At 59.7% G+C, this 19,663-nt stretch carries 24 protein-coding genes; 12 read left to right on the forward strand and 12 right to left on the reverse strand.

Annotated features, from left to right (window positions below):
• Positions 1-5: 5 nt before the first annotated feature.
• Genes dapF through xerC form a run of 3 tightly spaced genes read left to right on the forward strand, consistent with a single transcriptional unit; the run spans position 6 to position 2,544 of the window.
• Positions 6-893, forward strand: a complete 888-nt coding sequence (gene dapF, locus WA928_RS03175; RefSeq protein WP_424299401.1) for a diaminopimelate epimerase — start codon at positions 6-8, stop codon at positions 891-893.
• A complete protein-coding gene (locus WA928_RS03180; protein WP_424299404.1) occupies positions 890-1,570 on the forward strand; it encodes a DUF484 family protein in 681 nt (226 codons plus the stop codon). The genes dapF and WA928_RS03180 overlap by 4 nt, the downstream gene beginning before the upstream one ends.
• A gap of 8 nt (positions 1,571-1,578) precedes the next feature.
• Positions 1,579-2,544: a tyrosine recombinase XerC gene (xerC, locus tag WA928_RS03185; protein WP_424299407.1), complete on the forward strand. Its 966-nt coding sequence runs from the start codon at positions 1,579-1,581 to the stop codon at positions 2,542-2,544.
• 1 nt (position 2,545) lies between these two features.
• Here xerC and WA928_RS03190 read toward each other — a convergent pair whose 3' ends face one another.
• From WA928_RS03190 to WA928_RS03200, 3 genes are all read right to left on the reverse strand, one after another.
• A complete protein-coding gene (locus WA928_RS03190; RefSeq protein ID WP_424299410.1) occupies positions 2,546-3,409 on the reverse strand; it encodes a metal ABC transporter solute-binding protein, Zn/Mn family in 864 nt (287 codons plus the stop codon).
• A gap of 91 nt (positions 3,410-3,500) precedes the next feature.
• Complete coding sequence (locus WA928_RS03195; protein ID WP_424299624.1) at positions 3,501-4,433, reverse strand: metal ABC transporter permease; 933 nt, start codon at positions 4,431-4,433, stop codon at positions 3,501-3,503.
• The gene (locus WA928_RS03200) at positions 4,433-5,185 is read right to left on the reverse strand and encodes a metal ABC transporter ATP-binding protein (protein ID WP_424299413.1); all 753 of its coding nucleotides are present in this window, start codon (positions 5,183-5,185) and stop codon (positions 4,433-4,435) included. The genes WA928_RS03195 and WA928_RS03200 overlap by 1 nt, the downstream gene beginning before the upstream one ends.
• Positions 5,186-5,394: 209 nt before the next feature.
• On the opposite strand from WA928_RS03200, the gene WA928_RS03205 reads away from it, so the two are divergent.
• From WA928_RS03205 to hslU, 5 genes are all read left to right on the forward strand, one after another.
• Positions 5,395-5,892: a Fur family transcriptional regulator gene (locus WA928_RS03205; protein WP_424299416.1), complete on the forward strand. Its 498-nt coding sequence runs from the start codon at positions 5,395-5,397 to the stop codon at positions 5,890-5,892.
• A 123-nt stretch (positions 5,893-6,015) separates the two neighbouring features.
• Complete coding sequence (locus WA928_RS03210) at positions 6,016-7,116, forward strand: CobW family GTP-binding protein (RefSeq protein WP_424299419.1); 1,101 nt, start codon at positions 6,016-6,018, stop codon at positions 7,114-7,116.
• A 78-nt stretch (positions 7,117-7,194) separates the two neighbouring features.
• The gene (gene dksA / locus WA928_RS03215; protein ID WP_350380025.1) at positions 7,195-7,635 is read left to right on the forward strand and encodes an RNA polymerase-binding protein DksA; all 441 of its coding nucleotides are present in this window, start codon (positions 7,195-7,197) and stop codon (positions 7,633-7,635) included.
• Between the two features lie 164 nt (positions 7,636-7,799).
• Positions 7,800-8,333, forward strand: coding sequence for an ATP-dependent protease subunit HslV (gene hslV / locus WA928_RS03220; RefSeq protein WP_424299422.1), 534 nt, complete (start codon positions 7,800-7,802; stop codon positions 8,331-8,333).
• Positions 8,334-8,340: 7 nt separating this feature from the next.
• Complete coding sequence (gene hslU, locus WA928_RS03225) at positions 8,341-9,672, forward strand: ATP-dependent protease ATPase subunit HslU (RefSeq protein WP_424299425.1); 1,332 nt, start codon at positions 8,341-8,343, stop codon at positions 9,670-9,672.
• Between the two features lie 114 nt (positions 9,673-9,786).
• On the opposite strand, the gene WA928_RS03230 is transcribed toward hslU, so the two are convergent.
• Positions 9,787-10,152, reverse strand: coding sequence for a copper-binding protein (locus tag WA928_RS03230; protein ID WP_424299428.1), 366 nt, complete (start codon positions 10,150-10,152; stop codon positions 9,787-9,789).
• Positions 10,153-10,204: 52 nt separating this feature from the next.
• On the opposite strand from WA928_RS03230, the gene WA928_RS03235 reads away from it, so the two are divergent.
• Both WA928_RS03235 and WA928_RS03240 read left to right on the forward strand, forming a co-directional pair.
• Positions 10,205-10,711, forward strand: a complete 507-nt coding sequence (locus WA928_RS03235; protein ID WP_424299431.1) for an N-acetyltransferase family protein — start codon at positions 10,205-10,207, stop codon at positions 10,709-10,711.
• Positions 10,712-10,769: 58 nt separating this feature from the next.
• A complete protein-coding gene (locus WA928_RS03240; protein WP_424299434.1) occupies positions 10,770-11,324 on the forward strand; it encodes a cob(I)yrinic acid a,c-diamide adenosyltransferase in 555 nt (184 codons plus the stop codon).
• On the opposite strand, the gene WA928_RS03245 is transcribed toward WA928_RS03240, so the two are convergent.
• Positions 11,321-11,848 carry a carboxymuconolactone decarboxylase family protein gene (locus WA928_RS03245; RefSeq protein ID WP_424299437.1) on the reverse strand — a complete coding sequence of 176 codons (528 nt, stop codon included), beginning with the start codon at positions 11,846-11,848 and terminating at the stop codon, positions 11,321-11,323. The genes WA928_RS03240 and WA928_RS03245 overlap by 4 nt on opposite strands.
• Positions 11,849-12,142: 294 nt before the next feature.
• Here WA928_RS03245 and WA928_RS03250 point away from each other — a divergent pair, with 294 nt between their 5' ends.
• Positions 12,143-13,009: a MurR/RpiR family transcriptional regulator gene (locus tag WA928_RS03250; RefSeq protein WP_424299440.1), complete on the forward strand. Its 867-nt coding sequence runs from the start codon at positions 12,143-12,145 to the stop codon at positions 13,007-13,009.
• A complete protein-coding gene (locus WA928_RS03255; protein WP_424299443.1) occupies positions 13,006-14,043 on the forward strand; it encodes a C45 family autoproteolytic acyltransferase/hydolase in 1,038 nt (345 codons plus the stop codon). The genes WA928_RS03250 and WA928_RS03255 overlap by 4 nt, the downstream gene beginning before the upstream one ends.
• Before the next feature lie 39 nt (positions 14,044-14,082).
• Here the strand turns inward: WA928_RS03255 and WA928_RS03260 are convergent, their stop codons facing one another.
• The 7 genes from WA928_RS03260 to WA928_RS03290 all read right to left on the reverse strand — a co-directional run bounded on the left by WA928_RS03260 (position 14,083) and on the right by WA928_RS03290 (position 19,622).
• Positions 14,083-14,403: a c-type cytochrome gene (locus WA928_RS03260; RefSeq protein WP_424299446.1), complete on the reverse strand. Its 321-nt coding sequence runs from the start codon at positions 14,401-14,403 to the stop codon at positions 14,083-14,085.
• 51 nt (positions 14,404-14,454) lie between these two features.
• Positions 14,455-15,537: a copper-containing nitrite reductase gene (gene nirK / locus WA928_RS03265; RefSeq protein ID WP_424299449.1), complete on the reverse strand. Its 1,083-nt coding sequence runs from the start codon at positions 15,535-15,537 to the stop codon at positions 14,455-14,457.
• 141 nt (positions 15,538-15,678) lie between these two features.
• Positions 15,679-16,434: an SUMF1/EgtB/PvdO family nonheme iron enzyme gene (locus WA928_RS03270; RefSeq protein WP_424299452.1), complete on the reverse strand. Its 756-nt coding sequence runs from the start codon at positions 16,432-16,434 to the stop codon at positions 15,679-15,681.
• A gap of 211 nt (positions 16,435-16,645) precedes the next feature.
• The gene (locus WA928_RS03275; protein WP_424299455.1) at positions 16,646-17,437 is read right to left on the reverse strand and encodes an enoyl-CoA hydratase; all 792 of its coding nucleotides are present in this window, start codon (positions 17,435-17,437) and stop codon (positions 16,646-16,648) included.
• The gene (lipB, locus tag WA928_RS03280) at positions 17,418-18,101 is read right to left on the reverse strand and encodes a lipoyl(octanoyl) transferase LipB (RefSeq protein WP_424299458.1); all 684 of its coding nucleotides are present in this window, start codon (positions 18,099-18,101) and stop codon (positions 17,418-17,420) included. The genes WA928_RS03275 and lipB overlap by 20 nt, the downstream gene beginning before the upstream one ends.
• Before the next feature lie 9 nt (positions 18,102-18,110).
• Positions 18,111-18,386, reverse strand: a complete 276-nt coding sequence (locus WA928_RS03285; RefSeq protein ID WP_424299461.1) for a DUF493 family protein — start codon at positions 18,384-18,386, stop codon at positions 18,111-18,113.
• A 6-nt stretch (positions 18,387-18,392) separates the two neighbouring features.
• A complete protein-coding gene (locus WA928_RS03290) occupies positions 18,393-19,622 on the reverse strand; it encodes a D-alanyl-D-alanine carboxypeptidase family protein (protein ID WP_424299464.1) in 1,230 nt (409 codons plus the stop codon).
• Positions 19,623-19,663 lie beyond the last annotated feature (41 nt).

The raw sequence follows: 19,663 nt of genomic DNA on the forward strand, positions 1-19,663 counted from the left end.
TGACCATGATCTGGAACTTCACCAAAATGCAGGGCGCCGGCAACGACTTCGTCGTACTCGACGGCGTGCGGCAAGCCATACATCTCACCCCCCAACAAGCCCGGGCGCTGGCCGATCGTCATTTTGGCATCGGCGCAGATCAGATCCTGCTGGTCGAAAACCCGCTCGATCCAGAAGCCGATTTTCGCTACCGGATTTTTAATGCCGACGGCAGCGAAGTTGAACACTGCGGCAACGGCGCCCGCTGTTTTGTGCGCTTCGTGCATCAGCAGGGCCTGTCGCGCCGCAACCCGCTCAAGGCCGAAATCGCCACAGGCCTGATCGTGCTGCACGAGGCCGAGGACGGCCAGGTGTCCGTCGAAATGGGACACACCCGTTTTGCACCGTCCGATCTGCCCTTTGATGCCAGCGGCCTGCCCAGCCAAGCAGCCGGCGGAGACACCCTGTACCAACTGGAACCAGGTGCGGGCATCGACCCCGTCTGGTGCTCGCTGGTGGCCATCTCCAACCCCCACGCTGTGGTTCTGGTGGAGGATGTAGCGACCTATCCGGTTGGCCGTATTGGCCCGGCCATCGAAAGCCATCCCCGCTTTGCCCGACGGGTAAATGCCGGTTTCATGCAAATCCTCAATCGTCACCAGATACGCCTGCGTGTCTACGAACGCGGTGCCGGTGAAACCCTGGCCTGTGGCACAGGGGCCTGTGCCGCGGCAGTGGCCGGCATACGCCGCGGCCTGCTGGATAGCCCTGTGCAGGTGGACACCCGTGGCGGAACACTGCACATCGAATGGGACGGCCAGACGCTGCACATGCGCGGCGCGGCAGTCACAGTCTTTCACGGCCAAGTCGACATCGACCAGCTTCTGGCCACTTTCAACGGAACACAGACATGAATCAAGACGCCTTAACCGCTCAGGAAGTAGCCGACTATCTCAGTCAGAACCCGGCGTTCTTTGAAGACCATGCCGATGTTTTTGCTTCTCTGACGGTGCCACATCCACATCAGGCCCGGGCCATTTCGCTGGGCGAGCGCCAGATTCTTACCCTGCGAGGCCGCGTAAAAGAGCAAGAACAACGGCTCATGCAGTTGCTGCATCACGCAGGCGGCAACGAGCGCATCCACCAGGCGCTCATGCAATGGTGCGCCCGCATGCTGGCCGAACCAGACGCGCAGCAAATCCCCGCCCACATCGTCCGCAGCCTCACTGACCAATTCGATCTCGACGCAATTGCCCTGCGCGTATGGAATCTTCCCGCTTTGACGGACACGGGTCTGGCGCAGGATGTCAACGATGAGATCCGCCAGCAGGCCGCGGCGCTGCAACAGCCCTACTGCGGCCCGCTCAAAGATCAGGCCGCAGCCGGCTGGCTGGCCACAGAGCCGGCATCACTGGCCATACTGCCACTGCGTGCGCTCAACCAAGAGCAGCCAGTTGGGCTGCTGGTCATGGGCTCGGCCGATCCGCAGCGCTTCACGACTGACATGAGCACCGACTTCCTGCAACTGATCGCCTTGCTGGCAGGCGCTGCACTTGGCCGTTTGGCGGTGGTGGCGCCAGACGTCGCCTGAGCCCCGGGATGTCGGATGTCGATGCGCCCACTGTCGAGCAATGGCTGCAGGAACTGGCCGGCGGGCAGCGATACTCGCCTCACACCATCGCCGCCTATCGACGCGATCTCCATGCCTTGATCGCGATTTTCCCGGGCCAAGCCCTGGACACACTACAAGAGCACCAGATTCGCCAGGCCCTGGGCCGATTGCATGCTCAAGGCCAACAACCGCGCAGCCTGGCCCGCACCTTGTCGGCCTGGCGCTCGTATTTTGCCTGGCGCGCCCCGATGGCCGGCCTGGCCCGCAATCCAGTCACCGGCGTGCGTGCACCGCGTATCCCTCACAGCCTGCCCAAGGCCTTGTCTGTTGATCAGGCACAGGCATTGCTGGATCGCAGTCACCTGCCACCCGCCACCACACCGGTTGAACACCGCGATATGGCCATGTTTGAAGTGCTGTACTCCGCCGGGCTGCGCCTGTCAGAACTAGTGGGTCTGGATTGCCAGCCCTTGCGCGAAGCCGGATATGAATCCCACAGCTGGATCCAGCTGGACGAACACGAGGCGATTGTGCGCGGCAAGGGCAACAAGACACGCATCGTACCCCTGGGCCGCCACGCCATAGATGCCGTGCAGGCCTGGCTGCAGGTGCGGACATCCTGGCTGCCGGCCAGCCCGGACGCCGACACGCGGGCTGCTTTGTTTTTGGGGGTTCGTGGCAAGCGCATCAGCCCGCGGGTGGTCGAGTTGCAGCTCCAAACCCTGGCCCAGCGCGTAGGTTTGCCCCTGCATGTTCATCCGCACAGCCTCAGGCACAGCTTTGCCAGCCATCTGCTGCAATCGGCACAAGACTTGCGAGCCGTGCAAGAACTGCTGGGCCACGCCAATATTTCCACCACACAAATCTATACACGGCTGGACTTCCAGCACCTGGCCAGCAGCTACGACCAGGCCCACCCCAGGGCCCGGCGCAAACCAAAAACCAAACCCTGAACTACTTTGCGGGCTCTGAAAACGCCGTCAGCAATTGTTGTGTGTTCCAGCGGAACATGGCGAGATAGCTTGGGGCTTGGCCACCTTTGGCGCTCAACGTATCGGCATACAAGGTGCCCCCTATCGACACCCCTGCTTCGGAGGCAATCTGCTTCAAGGCGGCAGACATGCTGCCTTGCTCAAGAAACAGGGCACGCACATGTCCGGTGCGAATCTCCTGCAACAGGGCAGCCATGTCTTTGGCGGAAGGTTCTGCCTGGCTTGAGATCCCCACCAGCGACAAAATGCGGATGTCATAGGCAGCACCAAGATACCCAAAGGCATCATGCGAAGTGGCCAGCACCCGTTGGGATGGCGGGATTGCAGACAAGGCGCTGCGCCACTGGGCATCTTCCTGCTGCAGCTGCTGTACGTACGCTTGCGCCCGCGCCGCATATGCCGACGCATGGGCAGGATCTGCCTTTGCAAGGCCGGCGGCAATGTTGCGCACATACTGCACCCCGTTGCGCAAATCCTGCCAGGCATGCGGATCCGGCTCCTGGCCATCGTTCAGCATACGTGCATGCACACCTTGCGACGCCACTACTTCAAGCCCGGCGAAACCCGAGGCCTCTTGCAGCCGTGGCAGCCAAGTTTCAAAACCCAGCCCATTGATGACCAACACCTGGGCAGCCCCCAGAACCCGTGCATCCCGCGGGCTGGGCTCAAAGCCGTGACCATCCTGCATAGGGCCCACCAGCACATCCAGCCGGATATCAGGGCCACCCACCACCTGCACCATATCGCCCAGAATAGAGAACGATGCCACCACCCGCAGGGGTTTCGCCGTCCCGCCGGAAGCCTCCGCCGAGACCGTCTGCGCCATGACAAGCGCAGGGACCATCAGCAGGCATAACACCAGGCAACGCCCAGCATGGCGGATGGCAGTAAAGAAAACCGCCGGCGGCGACACTCGCTTAGACAAGCGGATTGTTGGGATGAGTGTCTTCATGGACCTGATTGAGTGATTGCAATAAACGGGCGCGCCGGGCGCGCGCCTGCCGAAGTGTTTGCACCAGCCCCCCATGGGGGCCCAATGCCACGGATACAAAATAGGCGGCTCCAGCCGCCAGGATAATGGCCGGCGAGGCCGCAACATCAGTGTAATAAGACAACAACAAACCGGCATAAGAAGCCAGGGCCCCCAGCATAGCGGCCAAAATCATCTGGCCACTGATAGAGCGCACCCAAAAGCGTGCAGCTGTGGCCGGCAGCATCATGATGCCCACCACCATCAGGGTGCCCAGCACCTGAAAGCCCGCCACCAGGTTAAGCACCAACAGCAACAAAAACCCCATATGCGCCCAAGCGCCGATGTGTCCTTCAGCACGCAAGAACGAGGGATCCAGGCATTCGGTAACCAGCACACGAAACATGGCTGCCAGCGCCAGCAACGTGATGCTGCTGACAACTGTGACAAGAATCAGGGCGGCCTGACTGAGCCCCAACACAGTGCCAAACAGCACATGCATGAGATCCTGGCTGGTGCCCTTGAGCGAGACCAGCAAAACTCCAAGCCCCAGGGACACCAGATAGAACGCTGCAAAACTGGCGTCCTCACGCAAGGGGGTCAGGCGAGACACCAGCCCTGCCAGCAGCGCCACCACCAGCCCGGTGATCAGCCCCCCCACCATCATGGCCGTCATGGACAGCCCAGCGGTAAGAAACCCCACAGCCACACCCGGCAAGATCGCGTGGGCCATGGCATCGCCCATCAAGCTGAGACGGCGCAGCACCAAAAAAACCCCTAGAGGGCCGGCCGCGAACGCCAAGGCCCAGGAACCCGCCAGCGCCCGGCGCAAAAAGCCAAAATCAATAAATGGCTGTACCAGCACATGCCATAAGGTCATCATGGCATGCTCCCCGCGCACAGATGGCGGGCCAGATGCAGATTGGCCGCATTCAGCACCTGATCCGTGGCTCCCCACCCCACCACCTGCCCACCCAGCAGCAAGGTATCTGGGAAGTGGCTGCGCACCATTTCGAGATCATGCAGAACAACAATGATCGTGCGGCCCTCCGCATGCCACAGCTGCAATAAAGCCAGCAGATCTTCGGTGGTGGCACGGTCGACCGCCGCGAAGGGCTCATCCAGCAAAATCACCTGCGCATCACGCATCATCAGGCGCGCAAACAGCGCCCGCTGCCGCTGCCCGCCCGACAGCGTCTCAACCGGCTGATGACCAAACCCCGCCAAACCCACGGTATGCAGGGCCGCCTCCACGGCGTTCAGGTCAGATGAACTCAGACCGCGCCACCCCCCGGAACGATGCCAGGCGCCCAAGGCCACCAGATCGAAGGTGCTGACAGGCACACTGGTGTCGAGCTCGGCCGCCTGAGGCAGGCAGCCCAGATTGCCCGAGAGATCTGGTGCAGTTTGAATATGCCCCCGCAGCGGGCTGAGTTGCCCGGCCAAGGTTTTGACCAGTGTAGATTTGCCTGCCCCGTTGGGGCCCACCACCGCAGTGAAAGAGCCGCGGGCAAACTGACCGCTGACATCGCGCACGGCAATGTGATCGCGCCAGCCCAGCCACACTTGCTGCAGCTCGATGGCAGGCGCAGCTTGCTGGGCAGCGGCCTTGGCCGGCTGGGGAGTTTGCATCACAATGCCCAGAAGGTGAGCGCCCAAAGCAGCAGCAACGCCCAGGTCACGCGCCGCATGCGACATCCCGCCGATAACAGCAAGGCAGACCCCCGATAAGTGCGCGGGTGGCGACGAGTGAACAATAAGTGCATGGCAAGTGAAAGCAGTAGACGTGGCCGGAGACGGCTGGTGATCAGGATGACTTGTTATGTTATAACATAACTATTATGGGTACCCAGGCACATTCTCATTCTTCGGCAAAAATTCAGCATCAACTGCTGACGGCCGAGCATCTCTGTTCGCAGCGCGGCTCGCGGCTGACGCCGTTGCGCAAGCGCGTATTGGAAACCCTGTTGCGCCACCATGGCAGCCTGAAAGCCTACGAGCTTCTCGATGCCTTGCGCACCAGCACCCCCGGCGTGGCCCCTCCCACGGTGTACCGGGCACTGGATTTCCTCACCGAACAAGGTCTGATCCATCGCCTGGACGCCATCAACGCCTGGACGGCCTGCACCGATGCCGGCGGCACGCGCCACGACTTGCTCATCGTCTGTATCCGCTGCGGCACGGTGGCCGAACTAAGCGACCCGGATCTCAGCCAGCGGTTGGCCGACTGCGTGGCACAAACAGACTTTGCGCTGGACGGCCACGAGACCGAACTGCGTGCAATCTGCGCCCGGTGCCTGGCCGACCCTTCGCCCTCCACCGAGGCAGGTTTGCCCTAAACCCCTGCCTATGATGTAATCGCATGCTGATTGCATCACGCACTTGACAAGCATCACAAACGTAAAAACCTGATTCAGGTCGGTTTGCTTGTCCTGGCACATGCATCAATCAAAGGTCTAACCATGAACACTGCTGATACTGCCCGATCCATCGACACCATGATCCCGGTTACCATCCTGACCGGCTTTCTTGGTTCAGGAAAAACCACGCTGTTGCGGCGTATTCTTACCGAATTCCACGGCCAGCGAATCGCCGTGATCGAAAACGAGTTTGGCGAAGAAAACATCGACAACGATGTGCTGGTGCAGGATCGCGACGAACAGATCGTCGAACTCAGCAACGGCTGCGTGTGCTGTACCGTTCGCGGTGATCTCATCCGCACGCTCAACGACCTCTCCTCTCGCCGCAAGGCCGGGGCCATCCAGTTTGATCGCGTCATCATTGAAACCACCGGCATGGCCAATCCAGGCCCTGTGTGCCAGACGTTTTTCATGGATGACGACATCGCCGAAGCCTACCGTCTGGACGCCGTCATCACTGTGGTTGATGCCAAACACGGGATGGCTACCCTGGATCGCCAGGAAGAAGCCCAGCGGCAAGTCGGTTTTGCCGATCGCATCCTGATTTCCAAAAAGGATCTGGTCAACGACGCCGATTACGAAGCCCTGCGTGCGCGCCTGTTGCGCATCAACCCCCGGGCATCGATTGCACCTGTGCACTTTGGCGAAACCGATCTCACCACACTCCTGGATGTCAGTGGCTTCAATCTCGACGCCATCCTCGATATCGATCCCGAGTTCCTGGCCGAAGAAGACGCCCACGATCACGATCACCACGGCCATGATCACGAGCACGACGAGGACGGCCATGTCTGTGGCACCGGGTGCACCCACGATCATCACGACCACCATCACGCCCATCACAGCGACGACATCGGCGCCTTTGTGTTCCGCGCCAACCGGCCCTTTGATCCCGAACGCCTTGAAGACTTTCTTGGCGGCATCGTTCAGGTGTACGGCCCGGATCTGCTTCGCTACAAAGGCATCCTGTACATCAAGGGCATCAAACGCCGCATGGTGTTCCAGGGCGTCCACATGATGATGGGGGCCGAACCCGGTACCCCCTGGAAAGCCAGTGAAAAACCGAATACCCGACTGGTATTCATCGGCCGTAAACTGCCTCAAGACATCTTTACTCAGGGGCTAGAGCAATGCCTGGCCTGACCGCCCACCCCACGCTGCCCCGCATCATCAATGGGATGCGGACGACAGTTCCAGGCAAATAATAAGGAAGGACACAATATGGCTAGCAAATCAGGCACCAAATCGGCAGCCAAAGCCCTCACCGAAAAAGAACTCTTGGCAATGTCCGACAAGGACTACATGAACAGCGCTCAACTGGCGTTCTTTCGCGATCGGCTGCACCAGCTCGAGCACGAAATCCTCACCAACGCAGGGGCTACCACCGAAAACCTGCGCGAAACCCAATACGTGCCCGATCCCGCTGATCGCGCCACCATCGAGGAAGAACACGCCCTCGAGCTGCGCACACGAGACCGCGAACGCAAGCTGCTGAAAAAAGTGCAGCAGGCCATCGCGCGCATCGATGCCGGCGAATACGGCTGGTGCGAGGAAACCGGCGAACCCATCGGCGTGCCGCGCCTCCTGGCTCGGCCCACCGCCACCTTGTCACTCGAGGCCCAAGAACGGCGCGAGATGCGCCAAAAGCTTTACGGCGACTAAGCCAGACGGCAAACAGGCAGCCTCACAGCCCACCCGGGCGCTGCCTGGCTGCCAGCACCTCTTGCCACCCCGTGGCCCTGTGCCAGGCACTTGCCTTGCCACCCTCACCCTTGAAATTTCCCCCTGGTGTCCCCATCTCTCTGGTTCTGGACCAAGAGATCACCATGGAACAATTTCACGCCACTACCATCGTTTGTGTCCGACGCGGCAGCGATGTCGCTCTGGGCGGCGATGGCCAAGTCACACTGGGCAACATCGTCATCAAGGGCACAGCCCGCAAAATCCGCCGCCTGTATCACGACAAGGTACTGGCCGGCTTCGCCGGGGCTACTGCGGATGCCTTCACACTGCAAGAGCGCTTTGAGGCCAAGCTGGAGAAGCATCAGGGCCACCTGATGCGTGCGGCCGTCGAACTCACCCGCGACTGGCGCACTGATCGCGTCCTGCGGCGCCTGGAAGCCATGCTGATCGTGGCCGACCAAGACCACACCCTGATCCTGACGGGCAACGGCGATGTACTCGAACCCGAGCACGGCATCGCAGCCATCGGCTCGGGCGGGGCCTACGCGCAATCAGCAGCCAGAGCCCTGCTGGATGCCACGGATCTGTCTCCCGCCGAAGTGGTCAAAAAATCGCTCGAAATCGCCGGCGACCTCTGCATCTACACCAACCAAAATCACATTGTCGAAACGCTATAGGCCTGCCATGTCCTCCACACCCATGACCCCAAAAGAAATTGTCTCGGAACTGGACAAGCACATCGTCGGCCAGGACAAGGCCAAGCGCTCTGTGGCAGTGGCCTTGCGCAACCGTTGGCGGCGCCAGCAGGTAGCCGAGCCGCTACGCAACGAGATCGTACCCAAGAACATCCTGATGATTGGGCCCACCGGTGTGGGCAAGACAGAAATCGCCCGGCGTCTGGCACGCCTGGCCAACGCACCGTTTATCAAGATTGAAGCCACCAAATTTACCGAAGTGGGTTATGTGGGGCGCGATGTCGACACCATCATCCGCGACCTGGTGGATGTGGCAGTCAAGCAAACCCGAGAAACCGAGATGCGCCGGGTTCGCACGCAAGCCGAGGACGCCGCTGAAGACCGCATCCTCGACGCCTTGCTGCCACCACCGCGCAACGCCCAGGGTCAACCCGAGCGCGAAGACAACAACACTCGCCAGGTGTTTCGCAAGCGCTTGCGCGAGGGCACGCTGGACGACACCATGATCGATATCGAAGTGGCACAGACCCCTGCCCACATGGAGATCATGGCGCCACCGGGCATGGAAGAAATGACCGAGCAGCTGCGTGGCATGTTCGCCGGTCTGTCCCAGGGCAAAACCAAATCACGCAAGCTGTCAGTCAAAGAGGCGTTTCGCCTGCTGACAGAAGAAGAAGCCAGTCGGCGCATCAACGAAGAAGACCTGCGCACCCAGGCAGTCACACTGGTTGAGCAGCACGGCATTGTGTTTCTCGACGAAATCGACAAGATCGCCACCCGCCAGGAAGCCAGTGGCAGCGATGTCTCCCGCCAGGGGGTTCAGCGCGACCTTTTGCCGCTGGTGGAAGGCACCACTGTAAGCACCAAATACGGCACGGTGCATACAGATCACATCTTGTTTATTGCCTCAGGGGCATTTCATCTGTCGCGACCATCCGATCTGATCCCGGAGCTTCAGGGCCGGTTTCCCATCCGGGTCGAGCTCGACTCCTTGTCGGCGGAGGATTTCGTACGCATCCTGAGCACAACAGACGCCTCTCTGACCAAGCAATACGGCGCTCTGATGGCCACCGAAGACGTCACGCTCGAGTTCACAGAAGAGGGTATCCGACGGTTGGCAGAACTGGCTTTTGAAGTCAATGAACGCACCGAAAACATCGGTGCGCGCCGCCTGTACACCATCATGGAAAAACTGCTCGAAGACCTCTCGTTTGAAGCATCCAATCCGGGTGCCGAATCTGTGGTGATTGATACGGCTTACGTCAATGATAAGTTGGCTGAGGCAGCCAGCAGCCAGGATCTTGCACGCTACGTACTGTAATAATCGTGCTGCCGGCGCGCCAGCCGCGTCGCACGCTGACCTTGCCTGCTGCATACAGTAAACATGCAGCAGCCTGGCCCAGCCCCCGTTTTGCAATACTGCGCGGGGAGATTTTTATTGCTTCTCGAGTTTGACCACCCAATATTGGCCGTTGCGGCGTTCGGCGGTGAAATCCACTTTGTCACCGTTCTGAACACCCGCCAACAAGGCCGGGTCAAGGTGGTACACAAGCGTCATGGCGGGCAGATCGAGTTTGCTGATGGCAGAGTGACGAATTGCGATCTTGCCCTTATCAGGTGTTACGCGCACCACGGTGCCACTGGCCTGGGCCTGTACAGACTGGGCCTGAACCACTGCCACCGGCACCCCGACGGCCAATATCGAAACCAGCAAGGCAGCACCGCCTTTTTGGGGCAGCCCGACCGGCCAGCGGCGTGCAGCAGCCATTAGACTCACCACAATGAAACGCAAAAAAGACATAAGCTAAACTCCTTGGGGTTTGAATCTAGCATAACGCCAAACAGAGTTTATTTTGCCCACCTCCATTTCCGGCTACATCCTGCGGCCTGCCACCGCATCCGATATTCCCGCCATTTACGGGCTGATGCTCGAGATGGCCCAGTTTGAAAAACTGACGGATATTTTCAAAGCTACACCAGCCACCTTGCAGGCCAGTTTTTTTGGCCCCGAGCCCGCTGCCCACTGCCTTGTGATCACCACCGAAGCCGCCCCCAAGACCGCGATTTCGTACATCATGTGGTTTCACAACTATTCCAGCTTTCTCGATCGGCGCGGGCTGTACCTCGAAGACGTATATATTTCGCCCGCCCACCGTGGTCGCGGTCTGGGGGGCTGGGTACTGAAACACCTGGCAGCCAAAGCCCTTGAGCTGGGTTGTGGCCGTTTTGAGTGGGTAGTGCTCGACTGGAACCAGAACGCCATCGATTTTTACAAGCACCATGGTGCCGAGATTCTTGACGACTGGCGTATGGTGCGCGTCACGGGGGATGCCCTGCAGCGTCTCGCCACGCAGCCCTAAGACACTTTCAGCCAGAGGGCACGCGGGCGCGTACCCTGGCAAAAACCAGGAGATTGGTATGTCTGTTCGCGTTTCGATTGTGGCCACCCGCACCGGGGATGATGGCACCACCGGCCTGGGTGACAAAAGCCGGGTATCCAAGGACGCGCCGCGCATTGTTGCACTGGGGGATGTCGATGAGCTGAACAGCGCCATCGGCCTCTGGCGCACTCAGGGCTTGCCTGCCGATATCGATTCGCTTCTGGCGCAGATCCAGAATGATCTCTTTGATTTGGGTGCAGAACTGAGCATCCCGGGCTGGACATCGCTGCAGGCTACGCACGTTGAGCGGCTGGACAAAGCACTGACACACTACAACGCAAGCCTTGAACCATTGCGGGAGTTCATCCTGCCCGGGGGCTGCCTAGCCGCCGCACACGCCCATATGTGTCGCACAGTGGCACGACGCGCAGAACGATCCGTGGTAGCCCTGTCGCATCACGACACCGTCAATACGCCTGTACGTCATTACCTGAACCGCTTGTCAGACCTTTGTTTTGTGCTCGCCCGCCAGCTGAACCGCACAGCCCAGACGCCTGATGTCCTGTGGCAAAACCCTGCCAGCCAGACTTAACGGGCGTCTTCCGAATGCACCTGTAATGCTTCGAGAAAACGCGACACCATGTTGTACGCTGCAATCGTGGCGGTGAGCTCAACAATCTCGGTATCGGAAAACCACTGGCGGACTTCCTGAAACACGCTGTCTGAAACCTGCACAGACAAGGTCATCGCATCCACATAGGCCAGCACCACCTGCTGGCGTGCATCAAACACGCCCGAGGGCACCGGAGATAATGCCACACCCTTGAGTTGATCCTGGCTAAGCCCCTCGGACAGCGCAATGGGTGCATGCTGATCAGCCTCGTAAGGCGCGCGGTTGAGATAGGCGATGCGCATGATCACCAACTCTCTCAAGGCGCCATCCAACCCTGACTGCTGCCGGATCGCAGTGAGATAGCCGAGCCAGCCCTGCGCCACGGGTGGGCTGTGCAAGAGCATCTGATATAAATGAAGCACACTGCCGCGCTCGGCAGTGATGCGTTGCGCCAGAGCGGCGGCATCTTTTTGGCTTAAATCTGCATATGGCAATCGGGCCATGAGAACCTCCATGTAATGCCGGCCATCCGGCAAAGCAACTAACAAGCAGCCGATACATCCGGCAGACCGCAGCCTGCAACACCGGGGTGGGTATTATCAGACAGGGAAACTCCCCAGGTGTACCCTGCATTTTTCGGCGTATGCTGGGATTGACGAAGGAAAGTCGAGTCATGATCGGACATTGGGGCCGACAACCATTACACAACAAGATAAGCCATATTCAACGAATGTTTCGGATATCATATATTACGAAACATTCAATCCAACTTTCTACGACCGTCTATCTGTTTTCTTATGCCGCCACCAGCTACACCTGACGCGCTGATCCAACATATTCAGTCGCAGTACAACCAGCTCAGTCCACAGTTTCAGCAGGCTGCCCGATACCTCATCGACCACCCCGCGCAGGTGTCCACGCTTTCGGCCCGCAAGCTGGCCTTGCAAGCCGAAGTACAGCCAGCCACATTGGTGCGGCTGGCACAGCACCTGGGCTATCCAGGCTGGGAAACACTAAAAGCGGTGTTTACCCGCGACCTCCAACACAATCCAAACAGTTATACCGCTCGCGCACAATCGCTACTCGAGCGCTCCGAACCTGGCGAGGCCAGCTGGCACACGGCAAGCAGCCAACAAGCACGCAATATCGCCAGCCTGGAATCTAGCAACCAACAGGCCATGCAACGCGCCGTGGCGCACTTGATCAAAGCCAAACGCATCGCCATCGCCGGCTTTCGGTCGTCATACCCACCAGCATTCAGCCTATGCTACCTGTGCAGCCTATTTCACCCCAACGTTCATCTGCTGCACAATGCCGGGGGCACCATGAGCCTGGATCTACATCATCTGCAGCCTGAGGACACCGTCATTGTCATCAGCTATGCGCCCTACTCGCGTGAGATCCTGGAAGTTGCCCAGGCAGCACGCCAGCGCGGATGCACACTGTTGGCACTTTGCGACAGCCAGGTTGCGCCCACCGCCTTGCTGGCCGACCATATCCTCATTGCATCCGTCCAGGGGCCCTCGTTTTTTCCCTCCACGGTGGCCCTGCAGTCATTGGTCGAAATGCTGGCCCAACAATGGCTGATGCACAGCGGCGGATCCGCCATCACGGCACTTTCCCAAGCCGAAGCACAGCTGCACGCCACTGGCGCTTATCTATGATGCCTGATTTGTCCCCTGATCCTTCCCTGTCGTGGCTGGATGCACACGGCTCCCACTACGAGATCGGCCTGGCACTCGGGCAATGGGGGGCCGATGCCTGCCAGCGACACCTGGTGCAGTCTGCCGCCTGGGCGCAAGTCATGGCATTTCGGGATCACCCGGGCATCTGCGCCCTGCACGATCTCCTGCATCGCCATTTTCCGTGGATAGATCGCGAGCTCGCCGGCCTGGCCGAAGGCCTGGGCCTGCCCAGCCAGGATGTGTTTTTATGGAATTGCCGGGGGGATCTCTGGGCAATGGCACCAGATGGCTGCACCACAGTGCTGCAACCACAATCCCTCAGCCACAACGAAGACGGAGACCCCGGATTTGCGGGCGCCTGCGGGCTGGCCCGGGTTCGGCCCATCGATGCACCGGCCTTTGTCTCGTTTGTCTATCCGGGCTCCTTGCCCGGGCACACCTTTGCGGTAAACCAGGCCGGCGTTGCCATCACCGTCAACAATATCCGCGCGCAAGAAGCGCAGGCTACGGGCTTGCCCCGCATGATGCTCACCCGCGCCTTGCTGGCCTCACAATCGCCCGCACAAGCGATCACCATCTTGCGCAAGCACCCACGCATGGGGGCGTTTCATCTGGGGATTGGCCAGGCGGGCGCACCCGCCAGCTTCAGTGTCGAGTTCACCCAAGAGGCCGTGTCTGTGCAGCCCGTGCGCCAGGGGCGCCGCGTGCATGCCAACCATGCCATCCACGACACCCAGCAGGGGCTGGCGCAGATCATTACGGCATCGTCGCAACACCGGCAGCAACGGGGCGACACACTCGCGCAAGACACCACCGACGCCCTGGAGATTCTCCGCGACACCAGTGATGCACAAGAGCCGATTCTGCGCCTGTCAGCCCAAGATACCGACCACGAAAACACCATGGCCACCGTGCATATCAACCTCTCGGGTGATACCCCACAGTGGCTTGTCTACGAGCCCGGCCAACAACAGCCGCTGTTTCGTTTTGACGGCCTGCATCGGCAGGCCTGAGTCAAAACGGCCGGGCAACACCACACACCGTACCAAGGCTTAGCGCACGCGGCTGACCATGTACTCTACGGCCGCACGCAAGGCGGCGTCATCTGCCTTGGTACCGCCACGGGCCGGCATGGCGCCCTTGCCATGCGTGGCCACAGACATCATTTCATCCATGCCGCGGGCGATAATGGGCTCCCAGGCCTTTTTGTTACCCAGCTTGGGCGCATTGGCAGCACCCGTGCTATGGCAGGCAATGCATGCCGATTTATACAGCTTTTCGCCTTGTTTAAGGGTGCTGTGATCGCTGGCCATCGACAAGGCGGGCAACAGTGCCATGCCCAGGACGACAGTGCTTAAGGACTTGATGAACATCTGAAAATCTCCGTGAGTAATTGGTATGTGGCGTGTTGGAAAAACCCTACGTCAGGGGATGGGGCTTGGGGCCACCACTTGCTTCATGAGGTCGTTGTCCCATTTGCCCTCGACCTTGACGTGACCTGCCGCACCCAGCTCGAAAGCCTCGATCAGGTTGTGATTGACGTAGGCATACACGCCAGGCTGCTTGAAGGTGTACAGAGCAACCCCTGCCGTGCCACCCGGGATGAACCAGGTTTCGAGATTGCGCTCGGGACGGTTGATGAACTTGCCGGTTGCCCAGACGTAATCCCCGTGGCCACCAATCAGGTGCGGACGCGTGTCGCGGTTGGCTGTGGAATGGATAAACAGCACTGACTCACCCACTTTGGATGTGAGGGCACCCTCTCCGGTGAGCGCGCCCACCTTGCCGTTGAACACCACATGCGAAGGCACCAGCTTGCGCATGGTCTCGACCGTATCGCCATAGCTTTCAAGCGGGGTTTCGTACGACTTGAAATTACCTTCTTCGTCCTTGGGGATATAGAGATCGAACTCGCCAATCGTGTAGGCTTTGTCGTAGTGCAGCTTGTTGCCGTCGCCGTCTTTCAGGCCTTCTCGAGGCAGCACCATCAACGTGCCGCTCATGCCCGATACCACATGCCAGGGCACCATGCCTTCGGGGGCGCAATGGTAGATAAACGCACCCGTGCGATCAGCCTTGAAGCGCAACACGGTTTGCTCGCCCGGCTTGATCTTGGTAAGCGCACCGCCCCCCAAGGCCCCGGTAGAGGCATGAAAATCGATGTTGTGCTCAAGCGTATTTTTGGTGGGATTGATGAGCGTCAGCTGAACATAATCACCCTCATGCACCACCATGGTTGGCCCGGGCATTGTGCCATTGAAGGTCATTGCCTGCAGCGTCGTACCATTTTCTTCATCGACGACGATCTGCTTTTCCTCGATCGTCATGGTGAACTCGACAACCCGCGGCTTGGCTTTGGTGGCTTGCTCATGAGCCATCACATTGGGCGGGGCGACCAGCATCGGGCGGATATGCTCCAGGGCATCCGCGGGGTCTGCCAGCGCTGCACCACCAGCCATCAACGAAGCCAAAGCCGTGGCGGCCATACACAGACGAAAGACCTTCATATACAACTCCCTGTTTGATAATGTCGTCTTGTTCGACAACACCATCGTGGCATGGGCTGGGTTAACCCTTATTGCGCCAGATCAAACTTATTCAGCAAAGGTTAAGGTTGATGAACAAAGTTTGATCTGGCGCAAACTGCATCAGGAAGCGGTTGCGTTTTCACGAACCAGACGAAACCCCAGATTGGCGGGAGGTAAGCCAATCGAGCAGGCGCCATTGCGCGGGTCGCGGATGAAGTCGGGCATGGCAGCAATATGAGCACCGGCAAGGATGCGCACACTACAGTTCTCACGAGGCGCCAGATCCAGCGCCCCAACACGGTGGCTGACAAAGCACGTGTTGGTCCACTCCCAGACATTGCCGGCCATATCGCTCAGGCCCAGCGCGTTAAGTCCAAAATGGCCAAACGCCTGGGCAGCCTTGATACGGCCTCGGGCGCGAGCAATTTCGCGATCATATTGGGCCAGCCAACGCACAGCGGGGTCAGCCGGATCGGACGGCAAGGCGCCTTCCGGGCGATAGCGATCAGCGGCGGCACGCACCCACTCGGCATACTCCGGCAGGCGCCAGGTATGCCCTGTTTGTTGCGACAGCCAGGCCGCATACGCTGTGGCGTCTGCCCAGCTGACGCCCACAGCGGGCAAATCCGGAGAATTCAAGGACCGAAAGCCTTTGTCCAGGGGCTTGCAAGCCCCCGCCTGCACACAGCCGGCGTATTCGGCCTGGCTCACCTGACGACGCATGATCACGCGGCCGCTGCCCACCATCCCCTGGATCATGGGGGCATCCACAGGTGTGCCGTGATCCAGGAACTCGCCGGGCGCCTGGTAAGTGAAAGTACCGTGCGGAATCACCACCGTTTCAAACTCTGACGCCAAGGCGTACGATGCGGCCATGACTCCGGACAAAAGTACAACGCCGGTAACAGAGCATGCCGCCCGCACCCAATGGCGCAACCACGCGGGATGAAAAAAAGAGTGCCGATCGGGGGATGGTAAGGGCGCAGTCATAAGGGGGCTCCGGAAGTACCCTCTTATTGAACCCGCAACCCCTTGCAATCGTTTTGAGATGGGTCAAAAATACAAGGGATAACCCTTATTTAACCCTTTATTTACCCGTGAAACGAGGCGCCCGCTTTTGCATGAAGGCATCGATGCCTTCGGAGACATCATCAGTGAGCATGTTTTCCGTCATCACGCCAGCGGCGTATTCGTAGGCCTGTGATAGCGGCATATTCAACTGCCGATACAGCATCGCTTTGCCAATGCGAACCGCCACCGGGCTCTTGGCCACAATGGTGTCCACCAGCCCGGCCACTGCCACATCCAGCTGATCATCAGGGACGACATGGTTGACCAGGCCGGTATCCACGGCCCGTGCAGCGCTGATGAATTGCCCTGTCACCAGCATTTCGAACGCATTTTTAAGCGGTACGTTGCGCGTCAGTGCCACCGCGGGTGTCGAACAAAACAACCCGACATTGATGCCGGATACTGCAAAGCGCGCGCTGTCGGCCGCCACAGCAAGATCACAGCTGGCCACCAGTTGGCAGCCGGCAGCTGTGGCGGTGCCATGCACACGCGCAATCACGGGCACAGGGCACGCTACCAGGGCCTGCATCACCCGGCCGCAGCGGGTAAACAGCTCGCGATAGTAATCAGCATCGCCTTCGTGGGTGCGCATCTGTTTAAGGTCGTGACCCGCACAAAAGGCTCGTCCCCGGGCTGCCAGAACGACGGCACGCAAAGCAGCGTCGTCGCGGCAGGCGTCCAGTTGCACCTGCAGTGCATCGAGCATGTCTTCTGACATGGCATTGAACTGGTCGGGCCGGTTCAGCGTCAGCGTGAGCACGTCTTGGTGGCGCTCGACAAGCACCAGATCATCGGGTGAGTGTGACATGTGCAAGGTCTCCTTGAGAGTGGTCAGCCTGCCAGGCCTGCCTGAAGTGCCGGGCCAGCAAATTGCCCACATCAACGAGATTGGCACGGATCCCGCAAGACTGCAAATCAACCGTCTGCAAGCCTGCATATCCGCAGGGGTTGATGCCCAGAAATGGCGTGAGATCCATAGATACGTTAAGCGCAACCCCGTGGTAGGCGCACCCACGACGGATCTTGATCCCCAAGGCGGCAATTTTGGCCAGTGCCTCGCCTTGTGGCCGGACAAGCGCAGATTGCGGCACATAGATACCCGGGGCGCCCGGTTTGCGGCATGCCTGCGAAAGCCCCAGCACAGACAAGGTATCCAAAACAGCCTGCTCGAGAAGGCTGACGTAGTCCCGGACAAAAATCCCTTTGCGGCGCAAATCGACCAGCGTATAGAGCACCACCTGTCCCGGGCCGTGATAAGTGACCTGCCCACCACGATTGCAATGCACCACCGGGATCCCGTGGGGGTTGAGGATATGGGATTCCAGCCCCGCCTGGCCCAGGGTATAGACCGGCGCGTGCTCAACCAGCCAAAGGGCGTCTTCCGACTGATCCGTGCGGTTTTCGGTATAGGCCTGCATGGCCTCCCACACCGGCAGGTATGGCGCGGGACGATCCAGCCAACGCAGTTGCATGGTGTCGCCCTAGAGCACCACAGACACCAGATCATGCCCATGCAGGGCGCGATACAGGTCGTCGAGCTGCTGGCGCGATTGCACCCTGACCAAGAGGGTAAGACCTAGATAATTGCCACTGCGGCTGGGACGCACCTCGATGGTGGCGGGGTCGAAGTCAGGAATAAAACCCTGCACCAGTGCGGACATCGCCGGCAAAAACGTATCCTGCGCCCGCCCCATCACTTTGATGGGAAAGTCGCAGGGGTAACGAATCAGGGAGTCTTCGGGAGGAATGCTGGACATGTGCTGTTATTGGAACATCAACCGAACCTTATCCACCAGACGGCCAAAGAACCCAGCCTGAGGCACTGAGTGCATCACTTGCAACGGCACCTTCTTCAGGGTTTTATCACCCAGCGAGATCACCAGATCTCCAGCCGCTTGCCCTTCGGTGAGCGGCGCCATCAAGGGTTGCGTATAGCGGGCTTCCGTTTTGATCTGATCGGCCTGGCCACGAGGAACCGTGATCCACAAGGGCGTGTTGACGCCGAGGTCGGCGGTTTCAGACTCGCCTTCCCAGACGCGCGCCGCCACTGCCGGCTTGGTCTTGTCCAGCAGCTTGACCGTGTCAAAGTTTTTGAAGCTCCAGTTCAGCAGCTTGAGGCTGGCTTCGGTGCGGGCAGCATCGCTGGCAGCCCCCACCACCACAGACACCACGCGACGCTCGTCACGCAAGGCCGTGGCCACCAGACAATAGCCCGCCGACTGCGTGTGCCCGGTTTTCAGGCCATCGACGGTGGAATCAGCCCACAACAGACGATTGCGGTTGCTCTGCTTGATGTTGTTGTAGGTAAATTCTTTTTGGCTATCATAGTGCCGATATTGCGGAAACCGCTGCACCAATGCGCGCGCCAGCACGGCAAGATCTTCTACCGTGGTGACATGATCAGGGTCGGGCAAGCCGGTGGAGTTGACGAAATGGGTATGCGTCATCCCCAGTGCCTTAGCCTGCTGGTTCATCAGAGCCACAAAGGCAGACTCGCTGCCAGCCACGCCTTCTGCCAGCGCCACGGTGGCATCGTTGCCAGATTGCACCAGCATCCCCTGCAACAGATCGTCCACCAGAACATCCGTATTGGGGTTGATGAACATCCGCGAGCCTTCGGTGCGCCAGGCTTTTTCCGAGACGTGTACAGTTTGATCAAGCTTCAGCCTGCCTGTCTCCAGGGCTTCAAAGATGACATAAGCCGACATCAGCTTGGTCAGCGAGGCGGGTTCGACAGCGGCCGTGGGATTTTGTGCTGCAATGATTTGTCCACTGGTGGCGTCAAGGGTAAGCCAGGCTTTTGCACCCAAGGTGGGTAACGGAATATTGGACAAGGTACTGACGCCGATGGTCTCGGAGGGAGCAGGGGTCTCGGCCGACGCAGGCTGCGGTGCATCAGCCGACCACGCCGCGCCCGGGGCAAGCAACAAGGCGCAACTAAGCGCCCAAGGTGCCAGGCGAAAGCGGGAGAGGGTCAGCAGAGAAAATCTCATGGGCAGGTTCACGGTGAAAGGTTGAAACAGGCGAAATATGA

Origin of the sequence: Castellaniella sp., from assembly GCF_049651205.1 — a bacterium.
Taxonomy (GTDB): Bacteria; Pseudomonadota; Gammaproteobacteria; order Burkholderiales; family Burkholderiaceae_B; genus Castellaniella.

Coding starts and splice junctions, on each gene's coding strand:
- dapF (WP_424299401.1), top strand. CDS start 6: ATGATCTGGAACTTCACCAAAATGCAGGGCGCCGGCAACGACTTCGTC.
- WA928_RS03180 (WP_424299404.1), top strand. CDS start 890: ATGAATCAAGACGCCTTAACCGCTCAGGAAGTAGCCGACTATCTCAGT.
- xerC (WP_424299407.1), top strand. CDS start 1,579: ATGTCGGATGTCGATGCGCCCACTGTCGAGCAATGGCTGCAGGAACTG.
- WA928_RS03190 (WP_424299410.1), bottom strand. CDS start 3,409: ATGGCGCAGACGGTCTCGGCGGAGGCTTCCGGCGGGACGGCGAAACCC.
- WA928_RS03195 (WP_424299624.1), bottom strand. CDS start 4,433: ATGACCTTATGGCATGTGCTGGTACAGCCATTTATTGATTTTGGCTTT.
- WA928_RS03200 (WP_424299413.1), bottom strand. CDS start 5,185: ATGCAAACTCCCCAGCCGGCCAAGGCCGCTGCCCAGCAAGCTGCGCCT.
- WA928_RS03205 (WP_424299416.1), top strand. CDS start 5,395: ATGGGTACCCAGGCACATTCTCATTCTTCGGCAAAAATTCAGCATCAA.
- WA928_RS03210 (WP_424299419.1), top strand. CDS start 6,016: ATGAACACTGCTGATACTGCCCGATCCATCGACACCATGATCCCGGTT.
- dksA (WP_350380025.1), top strand. CDS start 7,195: ATGGCTAGCAAATCAGGCACCAAATCGGCAGCCAAAGCCCTCACCGAA.
- hslV (WP_424299422.1), top strand. CDS start 7,800: ATGGAACAATTTCACGCCACTACCATCGTTTGTGTCCGACGCGGCAGC.
- hslU (WP_424299425.1), top strand. CDS start 8,341: ATGTCCTCCACACCCATGACCCCAAAAGAAATTGTCTCGGAACTGGAC.
- WA928_RS03230 (WP_424299428.1), bottom strand. CDS start 10,152: ATGTCTTTTTTGCGTTTCATTGTGGTGAGTCTAATGGCTGCTGCACGC.
- WA928_RS03240 (WP_424299434.1), top strand. CDS start 10,770: ATGTCTGTTCGCGTTTCGATTGTGGCCACCCGCACCGGGGATGATGGC.
- WA928_RS03245 (WP_424299437.1), bottom strand. CDS start 11,848: ATGGCCCGATTGCCATATGCAGATTTAAGCCAAAAAGATGCCGCCGCT.
- WA928_RS03250 (WP_424299440.1), top strand. CDS start 12,143: ATGCCGCCACCAGCTACACCTGACGCGCTGATCCAACATATTCAGTCG.
- WA928_RS03255 (WP_424299443.1), top strand. CDS start 13,006: ATGATGCCTGATTTGTCCCCTGATCCTTCCCTGTCGTGGCTGGATGCA.
- WA928_RS03260 (WP_424299446.1), bottom strand. CDS start 14,403: ATGTTCATCAAGTCCTTAAGCACTGTCGTCCTGGGCATGGCACTGTTG.
- nirK (WP_424299449.1), bottom strand. CDS start 15,537: ATGAAGGTCTTTCGTCTGTGTATGGCCGCCACGGCTTTGGCTTCGTTG.
- WA928_RS03270 (WP_424299452.1), bottom strand. CDS start 16,434: ATGGCCGCATCGTACGCCTTGGCGTCAGAGTTTGAAACGGTGGTGATT.
- WA928_RS03275 (WP_424299455.1), bottom strand. CDS start 17,437: ATGTCACACTCACCCGATGATCTGGTGCTTGTCGAGCGCCACCAAGAC.
- lipB (WP_424299458.1), bottom strand. CDS start 18,101: ATGCAACTGCGTTGGCTGGATCGTCCCGCGCCATACCTGCCGGTGTGG.
- WA928_RS03285 (WP_424299461.1), bottom strand. CDS start 18,386: ATGTCCAGCATTCCTCCCGAAGACTCCCTGATTCGTTACCCCTGCGAC.
- WA928_RS03290 (WP_424299464.1), bottom strand. CDS start 19,622: ATGAGATTTTCTCTGCTGACCCTCTCCCGCTTTCGCCTGGCACCTTGG.